The 15,669-nt window shown below is 39.6% G+C and carries 17 protein-coding genes; 14 read left to right on the top strand and 3 right to left on the bottom strand.

Features of this window, described 5'->3' with window-relative positions; all coding sequences use genetic code 11:
* The first annotated feature begins 189 nt into the window (after positions 1-189).
* From FW757_RS13495 to FW757_RS13545, 11 genes are all read left to right on the top strand, one after another.
* Positions 190-444, top strand: coding sequence for a hypothetical protein (locus FW757_RS13495; RefSeq protein ID WP_446441321.1), 255 nt, complete (start codon positions 190-192; stop codon positions 442-444).
* A gap of 105 nt (positions 445-549) precedes the next feature.
* Positions 550-1,419, top strand: a complete 870-nt coding sequence (locus FW757_RS13500; RefSeq protein WP_446441322.1) for a phage protease — start codon at positions 550-552, stop codon at positions 1,417-1,419.
* A complete protein-coding gene (locus tag FW757_RS13505) occupies positions 1,416-2,309 on the top strand; it encodes a Mu-like prophage major head subunit gpT family protein (RefSeq protein WP_446441323.1) in 894 nt (297 codons plus the stop codon). Before FW757_RS13500 ends, FW757_RS13505 begins: the two co-directional genes overlap by 4 nt.
* Before the next feature lie 17 nt (positions 2,310-2,326).
* Positions 2,327-2,737, top strand: a complete 411-nt coding sequence (locus FW757_RS13510; protein ID WP_446441324.1) for a Mor transcription activator family protein — start codon at positions 2,327-2,329, stop codon at positions 2,735-2,737.
* A 93-nt stretch (positions 2,738-2,830) separates the two neighbouring features.
* Positions 2,831-3,421 (top strand): hypothetical protein, encoded by a 591-nt coding sequence (locus tag FW757_RS13515; protein WP_446441325.1) that lies wholly within the window; start codon positions 2,831-2,833, stop codon positions 3,419-3,421.
* A 94-nt stretch (positions 3,422-3,515) separates the two neighbouring features.
* The gene (locus FW757_RS13520) at positions 3,516-4,142 is read left to right on the top strand and encodes a KilA-N domain-containing protein (RefSeq protein WP_446441326.1); all 627 of its coding nucleotides are present in this window, start codon (positions 3,516-3,518) and stop codon (positions 4,140-4,142) included.
* Between the two features lie 848 nt (positions 4,143-4,990).
* Positions 4,991-6,370, top strand: a complete 1,380-nt coding sequence (locus FW757_RS13525; protein ID WP_446441327.1) for an MATE family efflux transporter — start codon at positions 4,991-4,993, stop codon at positions 6,368-6,370.
* Positions 6,367-8,367, top strand: coding sequence for an excinuclease ABC subunit UvrB (uvrB, locus tag FW757_RS13530; protein WP_145240732.1), 2,001 nt, complete (start codon positions 6,367-6,369; stop codon positions 8,365-8,367). The genes FW757_RS13525 and uvrB overlap by 4 nt, the downstream gene beginning before the upstream one ends.
* On the top strand, positions 8,360-9,289 hold the full coding sequence (locus tag FW757_RS13535) for a class I SAM-dependent methyltransferase (RefSeq protein ID WP_182758108.1): 930 nt from the start codon (positions 8,360-8,362) through the stop codon (positions 9,287-9,289). Before uvrB ends, FW757_RS13535 begins: the two co-directional genes overlap by 8 nt.
* Before the next feature lie 6 nt (positions 9,290-9,295).
* Positions 9,296-9,964, top strand: coding sequence for a tRNA (adenine(22)-N(1))-methyltransferase (locus FW757_RS13540; RefSeq protein WP_404699113.1), 669 nt, complete (start codon positions 9,296-9,298; stop codon positions 9,962-9,964).
* 87 nt (positions 9,965-10,051) lie between these two features.
* Positions 10,052-11,071 (top strand): hypothetical protein, encoded by a 1,020-nt coding sequence (locus FW757_RS13545; protein ID WP_446441328.1) that lies wholly within the window; start codon positions 10,052-10,054, stop codon positions 11,069-11,071.
* Between the two features lie 11 nt (positions 11,072-11,082).
* Here the strand turns inward: FW757_RS13545 and FW757_RS13550 are convergent, their stop codons facing one another.
* Positions 11,083-11,325 (bottom strand): hypothetical protein, encoded by a 243-nt coding sequence (locus tag FW757_RS13550; RefSeq protein ID WP_182732466.1) that lies wholly within the window; start codon positions 11,323-11,325, stop codon positions 11,083-11,085.
* A 178-nt stretch (positions 11,326-11,503) separates the two neighbouring features.
* On the opposite strand from FW757_RS13550, the gene FW757_RS13555 reads away from it, so the two are divergent.
* Positions 11,504-11,953, top strand: coding sequence for a methyltransferase family protein (locus FW757_RS13555; protein WP_182732465.1), 450 nt, complete (start codon positions 11,504-11,506; stop codon positions 11,951-11,953).
* 57 nt (positions 11,954-12,010) lie between these two features.
* On the opposite strand, the gene queC is transcribed toward FW757_RS13555, so the two are convergent.
* On the bottom strand, positions 12,011-12,691 hold the full coding sequence (queC, locus tag FW757_RS13560; RefSeq protein WP_257326361.1) for a 7-cyano-7-deazaguanine synthase QueC: 681 nt from the start codon (positions 12,689-12,691) through the stop codon (positions 12,011-12,013).
* Between the two features lie 127 nt (positions 12,692-12,818).
* Between queC and queE the strand changes: the two genes are divergently transcribed.
* Together queE and FW757_RS13570 are read left to right on the top strand one after the other, a co-directional pair.
* Positions 12,819-13,484 (top strand): 7-carboxy-7-deazaguanine synthase QueE, encoded by a 666-nt coding sequence (gene queE, locus FW757_RS13565; RefSeq protein ID WP_145240771.1) that lies wholly within the window; start codon positions 12,819-12,821, stop codon positions 13,482-13,484.
* Positions 13,485-13,651: 167 nt separating this feature from the next.
* Entirely contained in the window at positions 13,652-14,395 is a 744-nt protein-coding gene (locus FW757_RS13570; RefSeq protein ID WP_182719352.1) for a class I SAM-dependent DNA methyltransferase, read from the top strand.
* 280 nt (positions 14,396-14,675) lie between these two features.
* Here FW757_RS13570 and FW757_RS13575 read toward each other — a convergent pair whose 3' ends face one another.
* Positions 14,676-15,641, bottom strand: a complete 966-nt coding sequence (locus FW757_RS13575; protein WP_446441330.1) for an integron integrase — start codon at positions 15,639-15,641, stop codon at positions 14,676-14,678.
* Positions 15,642-15,669: the final 28 nt, after the last annotated feature.

Genomic DNA, 15,669 nt, shown 5'->3' on the forward strand with positions numbered 1-15,669 from the left:
CCCGTTACATAAGCGGTTTTTTTATGTCTAAAATTTGGCATAGATCTAATTAAATTATGACGGGATGACAGCTGAAAATACAATACCCTCGTGGGAATATTGGCGGCGGTATCTTTTGGAACCGAGAGTGAGTCCCGTCACTCCTCATGTAATGGTGGCACCTCTTAAAAACCAAAAGGAACTACCATCATGTCAAAGTCAACAACATTACCATTTGAAATAAAATCTTTTGATCCAATTCAGGATGTAATTCAAAATTCGTTAGGGTCATACTCAACTCCGCCTGATTTAATGCAGTTAAATCAAGATGTAACAAAGCTATCAATGGCTTTGTCTGAGAAGTTACCCGAGTTTTCAAGTGAAGAAGTATACACACTAATGCTAGCTATAAACTTAGTAAGAGATGTTACTTTTGCTAAGGCTATCTCTCTCTCAAGCCACTAAAAACAAACCCCGCGAGGTTTCGTGCTTTCTGGAAACCTCGCGTATTACATACATTCCATCTAATCAGTAATATCACATTAAAATACAAACAAGTGATATTTTATTGTGAATCAAATACAACTTTCCTCAGAGATTAAACTATCTCAAAATACATTGCCTTTATGGGTTCAGTTACTCCCAATTGGGCCAGAAATAAGCACCGCTGATGGTCGTGAATTCACATTAAGTGAACCCGAATTAGTTATACAAAACTCTATGCGTGAAAACGTTGAAATGAGCGTAGATTATGAGCACAGCATTAGAGATGAAAACCAGCATATAAAGCCTGCTGCTGGTTGGGTTAAGGCGTTAGAGCTACGTGACGATGGTATCTGGGGTAAGGTCGAATGGACAAAGCCAGCTACGCAATTGATTGAAAATAAAGAGTATCGTTACCTTTCTCCTTTGCTTAGCCTTTCAAGTGACACTGCTGGTAATAAAGTTATTACTAAAATTGTAAACGTTGGCCTTACTAATACCCCCGCGCTCGAAATGGCTGCATTTTGTAGCACTAAAACAGAAAAACTAAAGGTAGATACCTCTACTTTTGCACATGAAATTGCAAGTTTAATGTCTTTAGATACAAACAATCCGAATGAAATATTAGCTGCTTTACGGCAAAAAAATGAAGCAAGCGAGTTAGCTAGTTGTTCGCTGGATGTTGAGGAAGCAATTGGTAAATACGTATTTCCTCGCTCTTGTGAACTTGAATTTCTCTCAATGAGAAAAGTGCTAGGTAAACAATGCTTTGAATCAATCGTAAGCAAACTTAGCTTAAATGGTTTTGGCTTTGTCCATTTAAACTCGCACCAAACAAAATCCCTTCCCAAGCTACAACATACAAATAACTTAGGCCTATCAAATGGCGAGCTTGAAGCTTGTAAATTGGTAGGTGTAGAGCCTGAACTTTATAAAAAAATTAAGGAACAAAAATGATTGCTGGTACAAACTTAAAAGAAGCATCTACAGCCTTTGCATCACGATTCGATAAAGGGCTTTCACACAATGAAGAGCCATTTTATATGAAGGTGGCAACGGTTGTTCCGTCAAAGTCATCATCAACAGGCTACGGCTTTTTAGGCCAAATTCCCGCAATTAAAGAGTGGGTAGGTGACCGTCAATTAGCAAAGCTTAATGAATATGAATACGAAATTAAGAACAAGCTATTTGAAACATCAATAGCAGTTAAACGTACTGATTTTGAAGATAATGACTACGGCAAATACGGTATCTTATTTGAAGACTTAGGGCGTGAAGCGTCAGAGTTCCCAGATGATCATGTCTTTGCATTATTAAAAGATGGGCACACCAGATTGTGTTTAGATGGTCAGAATTTCTTTGATACCGATCATACAACTGGAGAACAAGTAAACGTATCTAACTACGATCATCCTACTGAGCCTAGTGAAGTGTTTGAAGCGTGGTATTTACTTGATACAACAAGAGTTTTAAAACCTTTTTTATGGCAAGAGCGCATTAAACCTGAAATACAAAATGCAGGTAATCATTTTGATTCACATGTGTTTTTAAAAGATGAATACTTATACGGTATTCGCGCTCGTGGTAATGCTGGTTATGGTTTTTGGCAACTGGCCTCTAAATCAAATGAAGCATTAACACCTGAAAATTTCAATAAAGTTTACCAAAGAATGCTAGGGCTGAAAGGTGATTCAGGGCGCACTTTGAGAATCAAACCTAATGTATTGGTTGTGCCTCCATCATTACGCCAGCTCGCCCATGATGTGGTAAAAAAAGAACGCTTAGAAAATGGTGAAAGTAACATTAACTTTGACTCTGTTGAAATTCTTGTTTGTCCTTACCTTTAATTTAAATTAGGTGTGTAATGCAAAATTCACAAAGAATCGACATCAAACAATCGGCTACTAATTTAGGTGAATTACCTGAACAGCATCGCGCAGCTTGCATGAGTAAGTGGCCTGCAAATTTACTAGCGTTTCACTGTGTTATTGATGAAGCATTGAAGGGCTTTAATCTGAATGAACAGGCTAGTGTAGTAAATGCTGTATTGCTTAGTTTAAGTCATTATATGGGCGGCAGAGACTATTATTTACCGCAGCCAACACGATTAACTATTCCTTTGCGTAATATAGCGATATGGAAAAATTTTGACGGCTCGAATACTAATGCTTTAGCGTTAGAGCACGGACTTTCCACTCGCAGAGTTCAGGAAATTATAAGTAATCAACGAGAGTTACATCGAATGTTGCGGAAGCAAGGTGTAGAAATTAGTTGATACTCATAAATTTAATTAATTTTTTTATTGTTTACAAAGCGTTTTTATAATGAAAATATGCAATTGAAATATAATTAATTAAAGGGATATAAAATGAGTGACGTTAATTCAGATATTAAACTATTAATTGACAAATTGGAGTTGCAACGAGGTGAGATAATTGAATCACTAAAGGTATCCATTAAAGCTCAGACTGAAAGTTGGATGAGGGGGGCAATATCAAGAAACCCTGAGAAAGTTTCTAGTCTTGGAGTTGAGGGGTTAAAGCCAATCAAGGAAAAGTTCAACGACCTTTTGGCTTCACTTGATTCTGAATGTGAGACTATATTACAAGATGATTCGATTTGGTGTTACGGGGATGAATTTCTAGATGGCGATGATTCCCCTTCATTCTTTATGTCTGGTAATCGTGTACCAGACCCTTTGAGTAATGCGGTTAAAAAGCTTTTCCATCCACTAGGCTCGCTACTTTTAGAATACGATTTAGATGATACTGATACTTGGAGTCGAGAGGGTGGTATTGTTAAATATAGATATGCAACCCCAATAGATGGAGAGCCCCTTGCTTTAATAAAAGGCTTTTCTAAAACACACGGGGTTTATGAGAAGAAAGTAAGGGAAATCAAAGAAGCGAATAAAGCATTAGTCAAAAAAGGTGCTCTTAATTTGTGGGATGAAGCTTAGGCATTAGCTCTGACTTATGCACTCGAATGTGTGCATAAGTTGTTTTTTTATGCTATGTATAATTACACATATGTGATTAATTTAAAGTGTTTCTATGTCTAGCTACATTGTAATTTCTGGGTTTAATATTCCAACAGATAAGAACGATTATATTAGTCTCAATGCGTTATATAATCTTAGTAGTGCTGCAAAGCACAAAGCCCCTAATAGATGGCTAGAACAAGAAACAGCTAAAGCCTTAGTTAAACAGTTATCTAATGACCTTAACTCTAAAAAGGGTCAAGATTATGACCTTAAAAATAATCATGATGTCATCGTTCAATATAGAACAGGCATTGATAGAGGTACTTATGGGCATCAGCTAATTGCTATCAGCTATGCTGGTTGGATAAGCCCGAGTTTCCAACTTGAAGTTAATCAAGCGTTTTTGAATACAAAGATATTACTTAGCGCGGAACGTGAGAAAATCAATGTTGATAAGCACTCATATATGAGTTTGATTCATGAAAATCTTGCCTATGAAAAAGTTATTAATGAGTACAAAGATAAACTTATAAGCTCTTTAACACATAATAACGAACTACTTAGCTCTTATTTTACAATTACCTCTAAAGAATCAGACTTTGATCTTGATACTGTAAAATTAATAATATCTCTCCACAATAAAGGGCTAAGTGATAAAGAAATTTATAAAATAGTTTTCGAAAAGTCTCTAAATTAATAGCTTTGCGTATTTTTTGTGCATAGCGTGATGAATTTGGAACTGTATGAGATTTTAAGCTCTTTGTTTATTTAGCCTTAACATTGCTTGTAATTAAGGAAATATTAGCTCTTAGAGTGTTTTTAGGTTGTTTAAATGTAATTTAAGAACTGTTTATCTGGTTTGGGAAACTAGAAACAAAAAGCGCCTTTTGAGCTGGCGCTTTTTTATTGACCACCTTTTATCATCCTACTTCGCGCGGGGTAAATGATAAAAAAGGGTTTATCATTTAAATCCGTGTTAATTATCAGTTTAGGTCGGCGGCTACAGCTATTTAACTCAAATTGTCTAAAGTTAGTATTTGCCAACATTGCCGTTAGCGTGTTTAAGCCGTCCCTTTGCACGCCTTTATTAACGTGGCTTTGCAAGAGTTATCCACGGTTTCTGTGGATAACTCTGTTTATGAAACTTTAAGAACGTTGGCAGAGCCATATTTTTAGGGCACTGTGAGGATATCAAGCATTTAAAACAGTTTTTTTATCTCATTTTAAAACAATGACTTGAAAAAATAAGCTGAAAAGAGCTTCGTTGATGAGTAAATTTATTCGTAACGATTCGATTAGCGCAATTTTTGTGTAAAAATGCAGCACCAGTCGCGATGTTTTTGTGATAAAGGTTATAAAAATGTATTTTTATTGTTTTTAGTAGAGGTTCGAAGTGAAATCGTCGCTAAACACGTAAAAAGAACACTTTTCTATGCTTTTTTAGGCGTTTTTGTAATCAATTTATAATCACTTGATAAATGCGTGGCTTGAAAAGCCCTGATGCTTTAAAATACCACGCTTAATAAAAGAGGTTTATTTATTCCCATGCGCGCAACTTTGCAGAGCAGCTCAGCTCCCGATTTATTAAACGATCCAATAGTACCGACCTTGAAGAAAATGACTGTGCCGATGATTTTCGGCATGATCACGTTAATGATGTTCAATATTGTCGATACATTTTTTATTAGCTTATTGGGAACTGAGCCATTAGCTGCTGTCAGTTTTACTTTTCCGGTAACCTTTACCGTGATCAGCCTAGCTATTGGTTTGGGTATCGGTACGTCAGCGGTTATTGCCAAGGCATTGGGTAGTAATAATATTGAAGAAGCACGCTTTGATGCCAGCATCGCATTATTAATTGCAGTGGTGATGGTGGTATGTTTATCGCTATTTGGTTATCTGTTTATTTCCCCGATATTTAAATTGCTGGGAGCAGGGGAGCAAGTGTTGCCGCTGATCCATGAGTATATGAGTGTGTGGTTTTTAGGCAGTGTATTTTTAATTACCCCTATGGTTGGTAACTCAGTGTTACGTGCCAGCGGTGACACCAAAACACCTAGCATAGTGATGGGTGGAGCGGGGCTTATCAATGCCGTACTCGACCCAGTATTGATTTTTGGCTTTGGGCCAATTCCTGCATTTGGCATTAAAGGCGCTGCGATTGCCAGCGTCATCGCATGGTCGGTAGCCGTTGTCATTATTTTATATTTGCTAGCAGTAAAAAAAGGCTTGCTGAGCCTAAATGCAAATAACCAAACCCCATTAAGCTCTATTCGAAAAATTCTTAAAATTGGTTTGCCAGCGGCAGGTGCAAATATGTTAACACCAGTTGCAATGGCGGTGATGATTGCCATGGTTGCTCATCATGGACCTGAGGCTGTTGCTGCTTTTGGCGTAGGCAGTCGTATTGAATCAATTGCCAGTCTGGTGGTGTTAGCTTTATCGATGACGTTACCGCCGTTTATTAGTCAAAACTTTGGTGCTGGTAAACTTAACCGTGTTAAAGAGGCGTACACCACAACATTAAAATTTGTGATGATTTGGCAGTTTATTATTTATTTACTGCTCATTGCATTTTCAGGAGTGATCAGTGAGTTGTTTGGTAAAGAGCAGATGGTTATCGATGTGATCAAATTATTTATTTTTACCTTGCCGTTAAGTTACGGTTTGCAAGGGATAATTATTTTGTCTAATTCATCGTTCAATGCCTTACACAAACCAATGAATGCATTAATTCTAAGTGTGATCCGATTATTTATTTTTTATATTCCATTTGCTTATGTCGGTAATTTATATGCCGGTTTACCAGGCTTGCTGATCGGCGCAGCGCTGGGTAATTTATTTACTGCAATAATAGCTTATAAATGGTTTATCAAAGAGCTGAATATGATCAGTAACCAAGCTGTACAGGAGTGCCAAGCATGAGCGACCATTTTCAACTGGTATCTAAATTTAAACCTGCGGGGGATCAACCCACCGCGATTGCGCAGTTATGTGAAGGGTTAGAAGCCGGACTTGCTCATCAAACATTATTAGGGGCAACAGGTACTGGTAAAACATTTACCATGGCTAATATTATCAATGATTTAAATCGCCCAACGATTATTATGGCGCATAATAAAACCTTAGCAGCGCAGTTATATGGCGAAATGAAAGAGTTTTTTCCGCACAACGCGGTTGAATATTTTGTTTCGTATTATGATTACTATCAGCCAGAAGCGTATGTTGTTGCAAGCGATACCTTTATTGAAAAAGATGCCTCGATAAACGAACACATAGAGCAGATGCGCCTAAGTGCTACCAAAGCGCTATTAGAGCGTAGGGATACAATTATAGTGGCATCAGTATCAGCCATATATGGTTTGGGCGATCCAAAATCATACATGAAGATGATGCTGTTGTTAAAAGTGGGCGAAAAAGTTGATCAACGCGATATGCTGCGCCGACTAGCCGAAATTCAATATACGCGAAATGACATTGATTTTAGCCGCGGTACGTATCGGGTTCGCGGTGAAGTTGTGGATATATTCCCTGCTGAGTCAGACACTTTTGCAGTGCGTGTAGAAATGTTTGATGACGAAATAGAACGGCTAAGTATTTTTGACCCGCTTACCGGCGCGGTTGAAAAACACATAGTCCGCGCAACTATCTACCCTAAAACGCACTATGTGACACCCAGAGATAAAATTCTTGATGCGGTTGAGCATATTAAAGCTGAATTAAAAGACCGTCGTGCGCAGTTACTCAGTGCTAATAAACTGGTCGAAGAGCAACGCGTGGCACAACGTACACAATACGATATTGAAATGATGACCGAGCTTGGTTATTGCTCTGGCATCGAAAACTACAGCCGATATTTATCTGGTCGCACGCCGGGCGATCCACCGCCAACCTTGCTTGATTATCTTCCTGAAGATGCGTTAATGATTATTGACGAATCTCACGTTACGGTATCGCAAATCGGCGCTATGTATAAAGGCGATCGTAGCCGTAAAGAAAATCTCGTGGAATACGGTTTTCGTATGCCGTCGGCGATGGATAACCGGCCACTACGCTTTGAAGAATTTGAAGCCATAGCACCGCAAACAATTTATGTATCAGCAACCCCGGGTGATTTTGAACTTGAACGTTGTGGAGATGATATTGCCGAGCAGGTTATTCGCCCCACAGGATTACTCGATCCACAAATTGAAGTACGCCCAGTGGCAACTCAAGTTGATGACTTATTGTCAGAGATATATAAGCGCGTAGCAATTGATGAACGCGTGCTAGTAACCACACTTACTAAGCGCATGGCTGAAGATTTAACGGATTACTTATCTGAACATGATGTAAAAGTGCGTTACCTGCATTCGGATATCGATACCGTTGAACGGGTCGAAATTATTCGTGATTTTCGCGCTGGGGTGTTTGATGTGTTAGTGGGTATTAACTTACTGCGTGAAGGTTTAGATATGCCAGAAGTATCGCTAGTTGCAATACTCGATGCTGATAAAGAGGGCTTTTTACGTTCAGCTCGCGCATTAATTCAAACCATTGGTCGTGCGGCTCGTCACTTAAATGGTCGGGCAATTTTATACGGTGATCGAGTCACTAAATCAATGGCCAAAGCTATTGATGAAACTCAGCGTCGCCGCGATATTCAACACGCTTACAACATTAAGCATGGCCTTGAACCACAAGCCTTATTGAAGAAAATTACTGACATTATGGATGTTGGTGAGCGAGCCGGCCCACAAGATAATTTACAGCTGATCCGAAAACAAAGTAAGCAAGTGCTCAGTGCAAAAGAGATCGCAGTGCAAATTAAGCAACTCGAAACCAAAATGCATGCATACGCTAGTGATTTAGAATTTGAAAAAGCCGCATCCGTTCGTGATGAAATCCATGAATTACAACAACAGTTAATTAAAAATGCATAATTTTACGCCCCTTATTACAGCACTTGAAAGTGCGCCCTTAGCAGACAATGAACTTTGTCGTGTGTTTCATGGCCGCGGTCACACTACCGAGCATTTGAGTCATCTAAATATCGACTTTTACCCACCGTGTTTATTTTTAGTGTCGTACGACGAAGTTGACGCACAAACGCTAACGCAATTAAGTGAGCAGCTTTGGCAATGGGCACAACAACACGCTAAAGAATTAATCACCTCGTTGGTATTTCAACAACGCGCCGGACAACAAACTGAAAATAAACTGTTATTTGGTCAACTACCGAGCCCGCATAGTGTTAAAGAAGGTGACAGTGAGTTTTTAGTGGATTTAATGAGCCGTCAAAATACCGGTATATTCCCGGATATGCGCCGTGGTCGGGAGTTTGTGCAAGCCCATAGTAAACACGCTAAGGTATTGAATTTATTTTCATATACCTGTGGTTTTTCGGTTGCTGCAATGCGTGGCGGTGCCGATAGTGTGATCAACATGGATATGAACAAAGGGGTACTGCGCACCGGTAAGCAAAATCATCAACTTAATGGCTTTGACCGTAGTGTGAGCTTTTTACCGCACGATATATTAAAGTCGTTTGGTAAACTTAAAAAGGCTGGCCCTTTTGATTTAATTATTGTTGATCCGCCAAGCTTTCAAAAAGGCAGTTTCATTTTAACTAAAGATTATCAAAAAGTGCTGCGCCGCTTACCTGAACTGCTCAATGACCATACTCAATTGCTGTTATGTGCTAACAGTCCAGAGCTAAGTGAAGCGTCATTTAAAGCGCTGATAGACGAACACACTCAAGGTGCGATTGAATTTGTAGAGCGCCTAGCGCCGACCCATGGTTTTGTTGATGTTGATAGCGACCGTAGCTTAAAAGCATTGATCTATAAAACGGCTCAAGTTTAGCTTTAAATGAAACTAAGTAGCCGCCTCAGTGCAATCGATTCGTTGATCTGCGCGCCGTATGATGTAATTTGGGACTGTTGTTGTGACCACGGTTTGCTTGGTATGGCGCTTTTAAAGCGGGCAGCCGCCAAGCAAATAAACTTTGTTGATATAGTGCCTACGTTAATGGACGAGCTTGAACACACGCTTACGCGTTTTAGTGATCAGCAAGCAGCTTGCCAATGGCAAGTATTATGTCAGGATGTAGCTACAATTGAGCTGCAGCCATCAGCCAAACAGCTGATCATTATCGCCGGAGTCGGTGGAGAATTACTGCTGAGGCTAGTACAAAAAATGGTTGCTAATTGTCCTGAAAAGCTTCGTGAACAACTCAGTTTTATTGTTTGTCCGGTGCATCATACCTATACCTTACGACAAGGTTTACAGGCGTTAGGTTTAGGACTTATCAAAGAGCAACTGGTGCAAGAAAACAACCGTTTTTACGAAGTGATACAGCTAAGTTTTACCAGTAACACTGCATTGAGTGTTACTGGCAGTCTGATGTGGGACAATGCTGAGCAAATGCACGAATTGTATCTGCAACAATTAGTTGCGCACTATACTCGGATGTTGAACAAAGACCGTACATATTTTCAACATGTGCTCGATGATTATCAAAAAATATCGCTAAATTAAACGCAGCACTGTGATCTATCGACTAGCGTTACAGCGTAAATAACTCATCTTTAGCGCTTTGTGTTAGCGAGTTTACTTGGTTTAGTTATGTCAGATAAAAATAACCACTTTACATCAGTCAAATATACTCATAATGAGCTGCTATATAATTGTGAGCAGCCAATTGCTTATGCACCCATCGTGCAATTGAGTAACGCGAGCTGGGTAGTGCCGCAACATTTTTTACGTTATCAACATACCCTCGAAAGCGTGAACGAAACCCTTGATAAAATTGAGTTTTCAACTCACTTTCGGGTGCTCGCCGCAAAGCAGAATGAGCAAATTTATTTACAAGTGGCCATTCTTAGTCCAGATAATTACCGCAGCACCAAGGCAAAAAAGTTATTATTTGGCCGGCGCTGGTTTGTGGAAGAAAACTTACCTACCTCGGAATTGATCCAAACCGCTTTTTTAGCGTTAAAAATAGCCCGTGAACACGAAGTAAGAGAACTATTTCAACTCAATAGTGAGCAGGGCAGCAGCACGCCGTTTAATAACCATCATGATTTACCTTTATTAGCACAAAACCCGCAATTAACCATGGCTGCTGATCATCAACCGCAAAGTGTCATAAAGTTACTTGCTAGATGTTTATTTGCTGGAGCCGCACTGACTTTAATTGCACAACAAAAAATTGCCGATGAGCACATACTTTACACTCTGCGACTCAATTGTACTGACTGTCAGTTAAGCGAATTTAACGCAAAAAAAGTGATTTTTTTAGCCGCAGATACATCTGCAAATGCTTTTTTGCATGGCTTGATGACCGCGTTGGTAGCGATCAGTAATGATTATGTGAATGAGCAATTTAAATATGCAGGTTTTGCGCGCTTTAGTAAAAACGTTAATGTAGAGCAAATCGGGGCATTGAGTATTGTGTTGCGTTCGCAGCATGCGTTGCAATTATGCGAACTTGGCAAACAACATGCCGATCAATTAAATTTTGAAATTGACAGCTCTCGTGCTCCACAAGGGTGCGGGCAAGTGATCTGTGGGTTTTTAGCCGCTCATGGAATTGAGCAGCCAGAAAACGCGCATTTATATCCAGATTACTTGCAAGCGCTTTAAACGCGGCAAATTTACAGTTTATTGATTTCCTGTTTTACGCTGTAACTTGGATCAGTCACGATAGCTTCTAATGTTTGTACACGCTCTTTTAACGCAAGCATTTCAGCATTAACAGCAGCAATTTGATTATTCGACTCTTTATTATCGGTGAGTGTGCGATGTTTAAACTCTAAATGTTTTTTATACATATCGTACATTACCCCAAACCCAACAGAGATAAATACGATCATGACTACCATAGTAGTTCCTGACATGGTGTATTCCTTATTATTTTATATAGTGTGTAAAGTATAACCAGAATGCGCAAATGATGAAGCTGACAATTGTAACTTTATTTGTATCAACATGACCCTCTGCGGTATATTCATCAGCGATACAGTGTGATGAGTGTTTAATTGCATCAACTAATTTTAACAACAACAGTGAGTTACTATGCTAAATAATAAAATCCCTCCGATTATTATAGTGCTTTTTTTTGCTGTGCTGATGGCGGTAATTGCCCATTACAGTGTGATTGATTTCACCACATTTATTTTTTATGTTGCGGTTATTTTACTCACCACAGGCTGTATTTTTTGTATTGCTGGGGTGGTTAGTTTTCGCTTAGCAAAAACCACTGTAAACCCAAATAAACCAGATCAAGCGTCAGCACTGGTTACCACGGGTGTGTACAAAATTTCACGTAATCCAATGTATGTTGGTTTTGCTTTTATACTGGCAGGTTGGGGAGTGTGGTTAACATCACTGTGGGCGTTATTGTGTGTGCTGGGCTTTATTTGTTACTTAACTTGGTTTCAAATTATTCCAGAGGAGCGGGCTCTATTAAAAATATTTGGTCAAGGGTACAGCGATTACAAGTCTCGGGTAAAACGTTGGCTGTAAACTTATTTCAGTTAATAATAAAAAGGCTATCGCGATGATAGCCTTTTTTAATGTGGGTTATTCGTACTCGATTGGATCGGTAATGTTATTAAGGCTAAATGCCTCTAAGCGCTCTTGGCAGGCACCACATTTACCACAGGCTTTTTCACGGCCATTATAGCAAGTCCACGTTTGGCTGTAGTCCAAGCCCATTTTTAAACCATCAGTAAGAATGTCAATTTTGGTGTCATTTAAATACGGGCTGAAAATTTCCACCGCGTCGTAATTAGCAATACGACATAAATCATCCATCTTTTGCACAAATTCAGGACGGCAATCAGGGTAAATAGCATGATCCCCAGAGTGAGCACCGTAATAAACTTGGCTTGCTTTGAGTGATACAGCGTAACCCACAGCCAGTGATAGCAAAATCATGTTGCGATTAGGCACTATGGTGCTTTTCATGTTTTCGGCTTCGTAGTGGCCTTCTGGGACATCAATATCATCAGTTAACGATGAGCCACCAATTAACTGATTGATCGCAGAAATATCAACTATCTTATGCGGTACGCCAAGCTTTTCACACACACTGGCTGCAACTTTAAGCTCTTTTACATGACGCTGACCATAGTCAAATGACAGGGCATATACCTCGCGGCCTTGCTGCAGGGCTTTATTTAATACGGTAAATGAATCCATACCGCCGGAGTAAATCACAACTACTTTTTGCGTCATAACTGTTTTGCTCTTAGTTTTAATAGAGGTTTATATCAGGGCGCGATATACTACACGGCTGGGGCATAAATAACAATTTTCGACCGTGTTTTTTGATTTTTTAAACTATGTTTATGCTCGTAATTAATGCCAAGTAGTGAGTGAGACTCTTTTGTACAAAATTAATGAAATATTTGAAACCATTCAAGGCGAAGCGAGCTTTACCGGCACGCCTTCAATATTTTTACGTTTACAAGGCTGCCCCGTAGGTTGCGCTTGGTGTGACACTAAGCAAACGTGGGAAGTTGATAATGTGTATAAAGTATCACTGGACGACACGGTTGAGAAAAAGGCTGATTCAGATCACTGGGCGGACGCATCAGCTGAGCAAATATTTAACTTGTTTGTCGATCGTGCTTATCGTGCCAAGCATGTAGTGATCACCGGCGGTGAGCCATGCATGTACGACTTAAACCCGGTGTGCGAATTACTTCATGCTAACGGCTACAGCACACAAATAGAAACCAGCGGCACTTTTGAGATTTTAGCCCCAGCACAAACGTGGGTGACGGTATCACCGAAAATTAATATGCGTGGCGGCTACGACGTACTTACTTCAGCCATGCAACGCGCCGATGAAATAAAACACCCAATCGCGATGCAAAAACACGTTGTAGAGCTTGAAGAGTTATTTGCAAAAACAGGCGTTACCCCCAAGCTTGTTTACCTGCAACCAATTAGCCAAAAAGTCTCTGCAACTAAGTTGGCTATTGAAACCTGTATTGAAAAAAACTGGCGCTTATCAGTGCAAGTACATAAGTATTTAGGGATAAACTAAAGTAAAGCTCAGTGGTAAGCTTTAAGTAATTTGCCATTTAAATTGAACGTTGGGTTGAGTAAAACAAAACCCAACAAACCTCTTACTTTCATATCTGCTTCGTTAATGGTGATAATTAGTTTATTATGCGCGACTTAAAATACTCTACTCCAAACCACTAGGCTGATATGTCCGCGAACGCTCTATACACAGACCTTTCTGATTACTATGACTTAATGTGCGCAGATATAGATTATCAAGCCCAAAGCTATTTTATTCACAGGCTACAGCAAATCTTTGGTAATAAGGGAAATACGCATCTTGATTTAGCGTGCGGCACGGGCCCACATGTTCGTCATTTTATTGATTATGGTTATCAAAGTAGTGGGCTTGATATAAATCAACCCATGCTAGATAGAGCAACCATTCGTTGCCCAGAAGCGCAATTTTCATTGCAGAATATGAGTGAGTTTGTGATCCCTGAGCAAGTTGATTTAATTACCTGCTTTTTGTATTCAATCCATTACTGCGATGGCATTAATAAATTAACAGACTGTATTAAAAGCGTACACCATGCACTAAAAGCCGGTGGTATATTTTGCTTTAACGTTGTTGATAAAAATCACATCGATAACGATTCATTTGTAGAGCATAGCGCTGAAAACGCGGGCAGCCTATTCACATTCCGCTCTGGTTGGAATTACAGTGGCAGTGGCGAAAAACAGTCATTAAAGCTCAGTATAAATAAAGCAACAGCAGACGAAACATTCATATGGCACGACGAGCACCCAATGGTCGCTGTTAGTTTTGCCCAGTTAAAAGAAGCCCTAAAACCTTATTTTGAAATACATGTATTTGAACATGACTACGAAAAAATAACCCCATGGGGTGAAAGCTCTGGCAATGCCGTTTTTGTGTGCGTAAAAATTTAAATTAGAAAGTTAAGACAATGATTCACAAAAAGATTAAGGGTTAAGAGACGCCGCGTTTTAGAAAAATTCATATAAAGCAAGGAGCTTACAAATAAGCATTGTCCTGTTGAGTGACTCGCTCGTGAGACTGATCAGGCAGCTGATATATATCCCTAGCTAAACAATCAGGGAGTGCTCTGCGGTCTATTTTTTTGCCCTTTTAACAGCAGCAATTCCACATAAGATTATTATCGGGTTTTTTGTATTCCCCAAACGCGATATTCCAATAGATAATAAGAACCTAAAGTAGCTGCGACAACGGGCTTTTTACGCCACTGGCACCACTGTTAAGTACATGCGTATAAATTTGCGTGGTGCGAACATCGCTATGGCCGAGTTGTTCTTGCACGGTGCGTATATCTGCACCGGATTCAAGTAAGTGGGTAGCGAACGAGTGCCGTAGTGTATGGCAGGTAACATTTTTTTGAATTTTTGCCAGCTTTGCTGCCTGCTTAATTGCTTTACGAACCGTTGTTTCATCAATATGGTGGCGTCGCAGCTTTTTACTTTCTGGGTCCATGCTTAACTGGGCAGAAGGAAACAAGTATTGCCAGCTCATTTCATAAGGAGCCGCTGGGTATTTTCTAGCTAGTGCATTCGCAAGCCAGACACCGGCATAGTCTGTTGCTTGTTTGTCTCGTTGCCAGTAGTCATTTACCAAGTGACTTTGGCTGCGCAACAACGGCAGTAGTTCGAGTGCTAATGTTACTCTGCGGTTTTTATTGCCTTTGCCCTGCCAAATCATTAATGAGACATAGTCATAATCGACATCTTTTACCCGTAGCCTTACAGCTTCCATTAAACGTAGACCACTACTGTAAAGTAACTGAGCGATAAGTTTATACTTTGGATCCATTGCCAATAATAAACGCTGCATTTCTTCACGGGTCAGTACTACAGGTAATTTAGGTGGCACGAGTGATTTATTAAAATTCATCTCAAGTGATAACGGCCGCTGAATAATATGACGGTATAAAAATACTAAAGCATTTAAAGCCGTTGCCTGAGTTTTCATTGCAACATTACGCTGATTACTTAAATAAGATAAGAATTGCTCAACCTCCGACTCTGCCAATTGCGCTGGATGTTTTTTAGCATGGTATAAAATATAAAATTTTATCCAATATTGGTAAGTGTCTATAGTGCGTTTGGCATAACGACGCGTTGTCATAAAGTCACGGATGGATTCTAAAAATACAGAAGCCATGATCTGCTCCAGTTCTGGCTGTATATAT

Source organism: Pseudoalteromonas sp. 1181_04 (assembly GCF_052850545.1).

What these genes read in the sequence shown, in the direction of transcription:
- FW757_RS13495 (WP_446441321.1), top strand. Translation starts at nt 190, where the DNA reads ATGTCAAAGTCAACAACATTACCATTTGAAATAAAATCTTTTGATCCA.
- FW757_RS13505 (WP_446441323.1), top strand. Translation starts at nt 1,416, where the DNA reads ATGATTGCTGGTACAAACTTAAAAGAAGCATCTACAGCCTTTGCATCA.
- FW757_RS13510 (WP_446441324.1), top strand. Translation starts at nt 2,327, where the DNA reads ATGCAAAATTCACAAAGAATCGACATCAAACAATCGGCTACTAATTTA.
- FW757_RS13515 (WP_446441325.1), top strand. Translation starts at nt 2,831, where the DNA reads ATGAGTGACGTTAATTCAGATATTAAACTATTAATTGACAAATTGGAG.
- FW757_RS13520 (WP_446441326.1), top strand. Translation starts at nt 3,516, where the DNA reads ATGTCTAGCTACATTGTAATTTCTGGGTTTAATATTCCAACAGATAAG.
- FW757_RS13525 (WP_446441327.1), top strand. Translation starts at nt 4,991, where the DNA reads ATGCGCGCAACTTTGCAGAGCAGCTCAGCTCCCGATTTATTAAACGAT.
- uvrB (WP_145240732.1), top strand. Translation starts at nt 6,367, where the DNA reads ATGAGCGACCATTTTCAACTGGTATCTAAATTTAAACCTGCGGGGGAT.
- FW757_RS13535 (WP_182758108.1), top strand. Translation starts at nt 8,360, where the DNA reads ATGCATAATTTTACGCCCCTTATTACAGCACTTGAAAGTGCGCCCTTA.
- FW757_RS13540 (WP_404699113.1), top strand. Translation starts at nt 9,296, where the DNA reads ATGAAACTAAGTAGCCGCCTCAGTGCAATCGATTCGTTGATCTGCGCG.
- FW757_RS13545 (WP_446441328.1), top strand. Translation starts at nt 10,052, where the DNA reads ATGTCAGATAAAAATAACCACTTTACATCAGTCAAATATACTCATAAT.
- FW757_RS13550 (WP_182732466.1), bottom strand. Translation starts at nt 11,325, where the DNA reads ATGTCAGGAACTACTATGGTAGTCATGATCGTATTTATCTCTGTTGGG.
- FW757_RS13555 (WP_182732465.1), top strand. Translation starts at nt 11,504, where the DNA reads ATGCTAAATAATAAAATCCCTCCGATTATTATAGTGCTTTTTTTTGCT.
- FW757_RS13570 (WP_182719352.1), top strand. Translation starts at nt 13,652, where the DNA reads ATGTCCGCGAACGCTCTATACACAGACCTTTCTGATTACTATGACTTA.
- FW757_RS13575 (WP_446441330.1), bottom strand. Translation starts at nt 15,641, where the DNA reads ATGGCTTCTGTATTTTTAGAATCCATCCGTGACTTTATGACAACGCGT.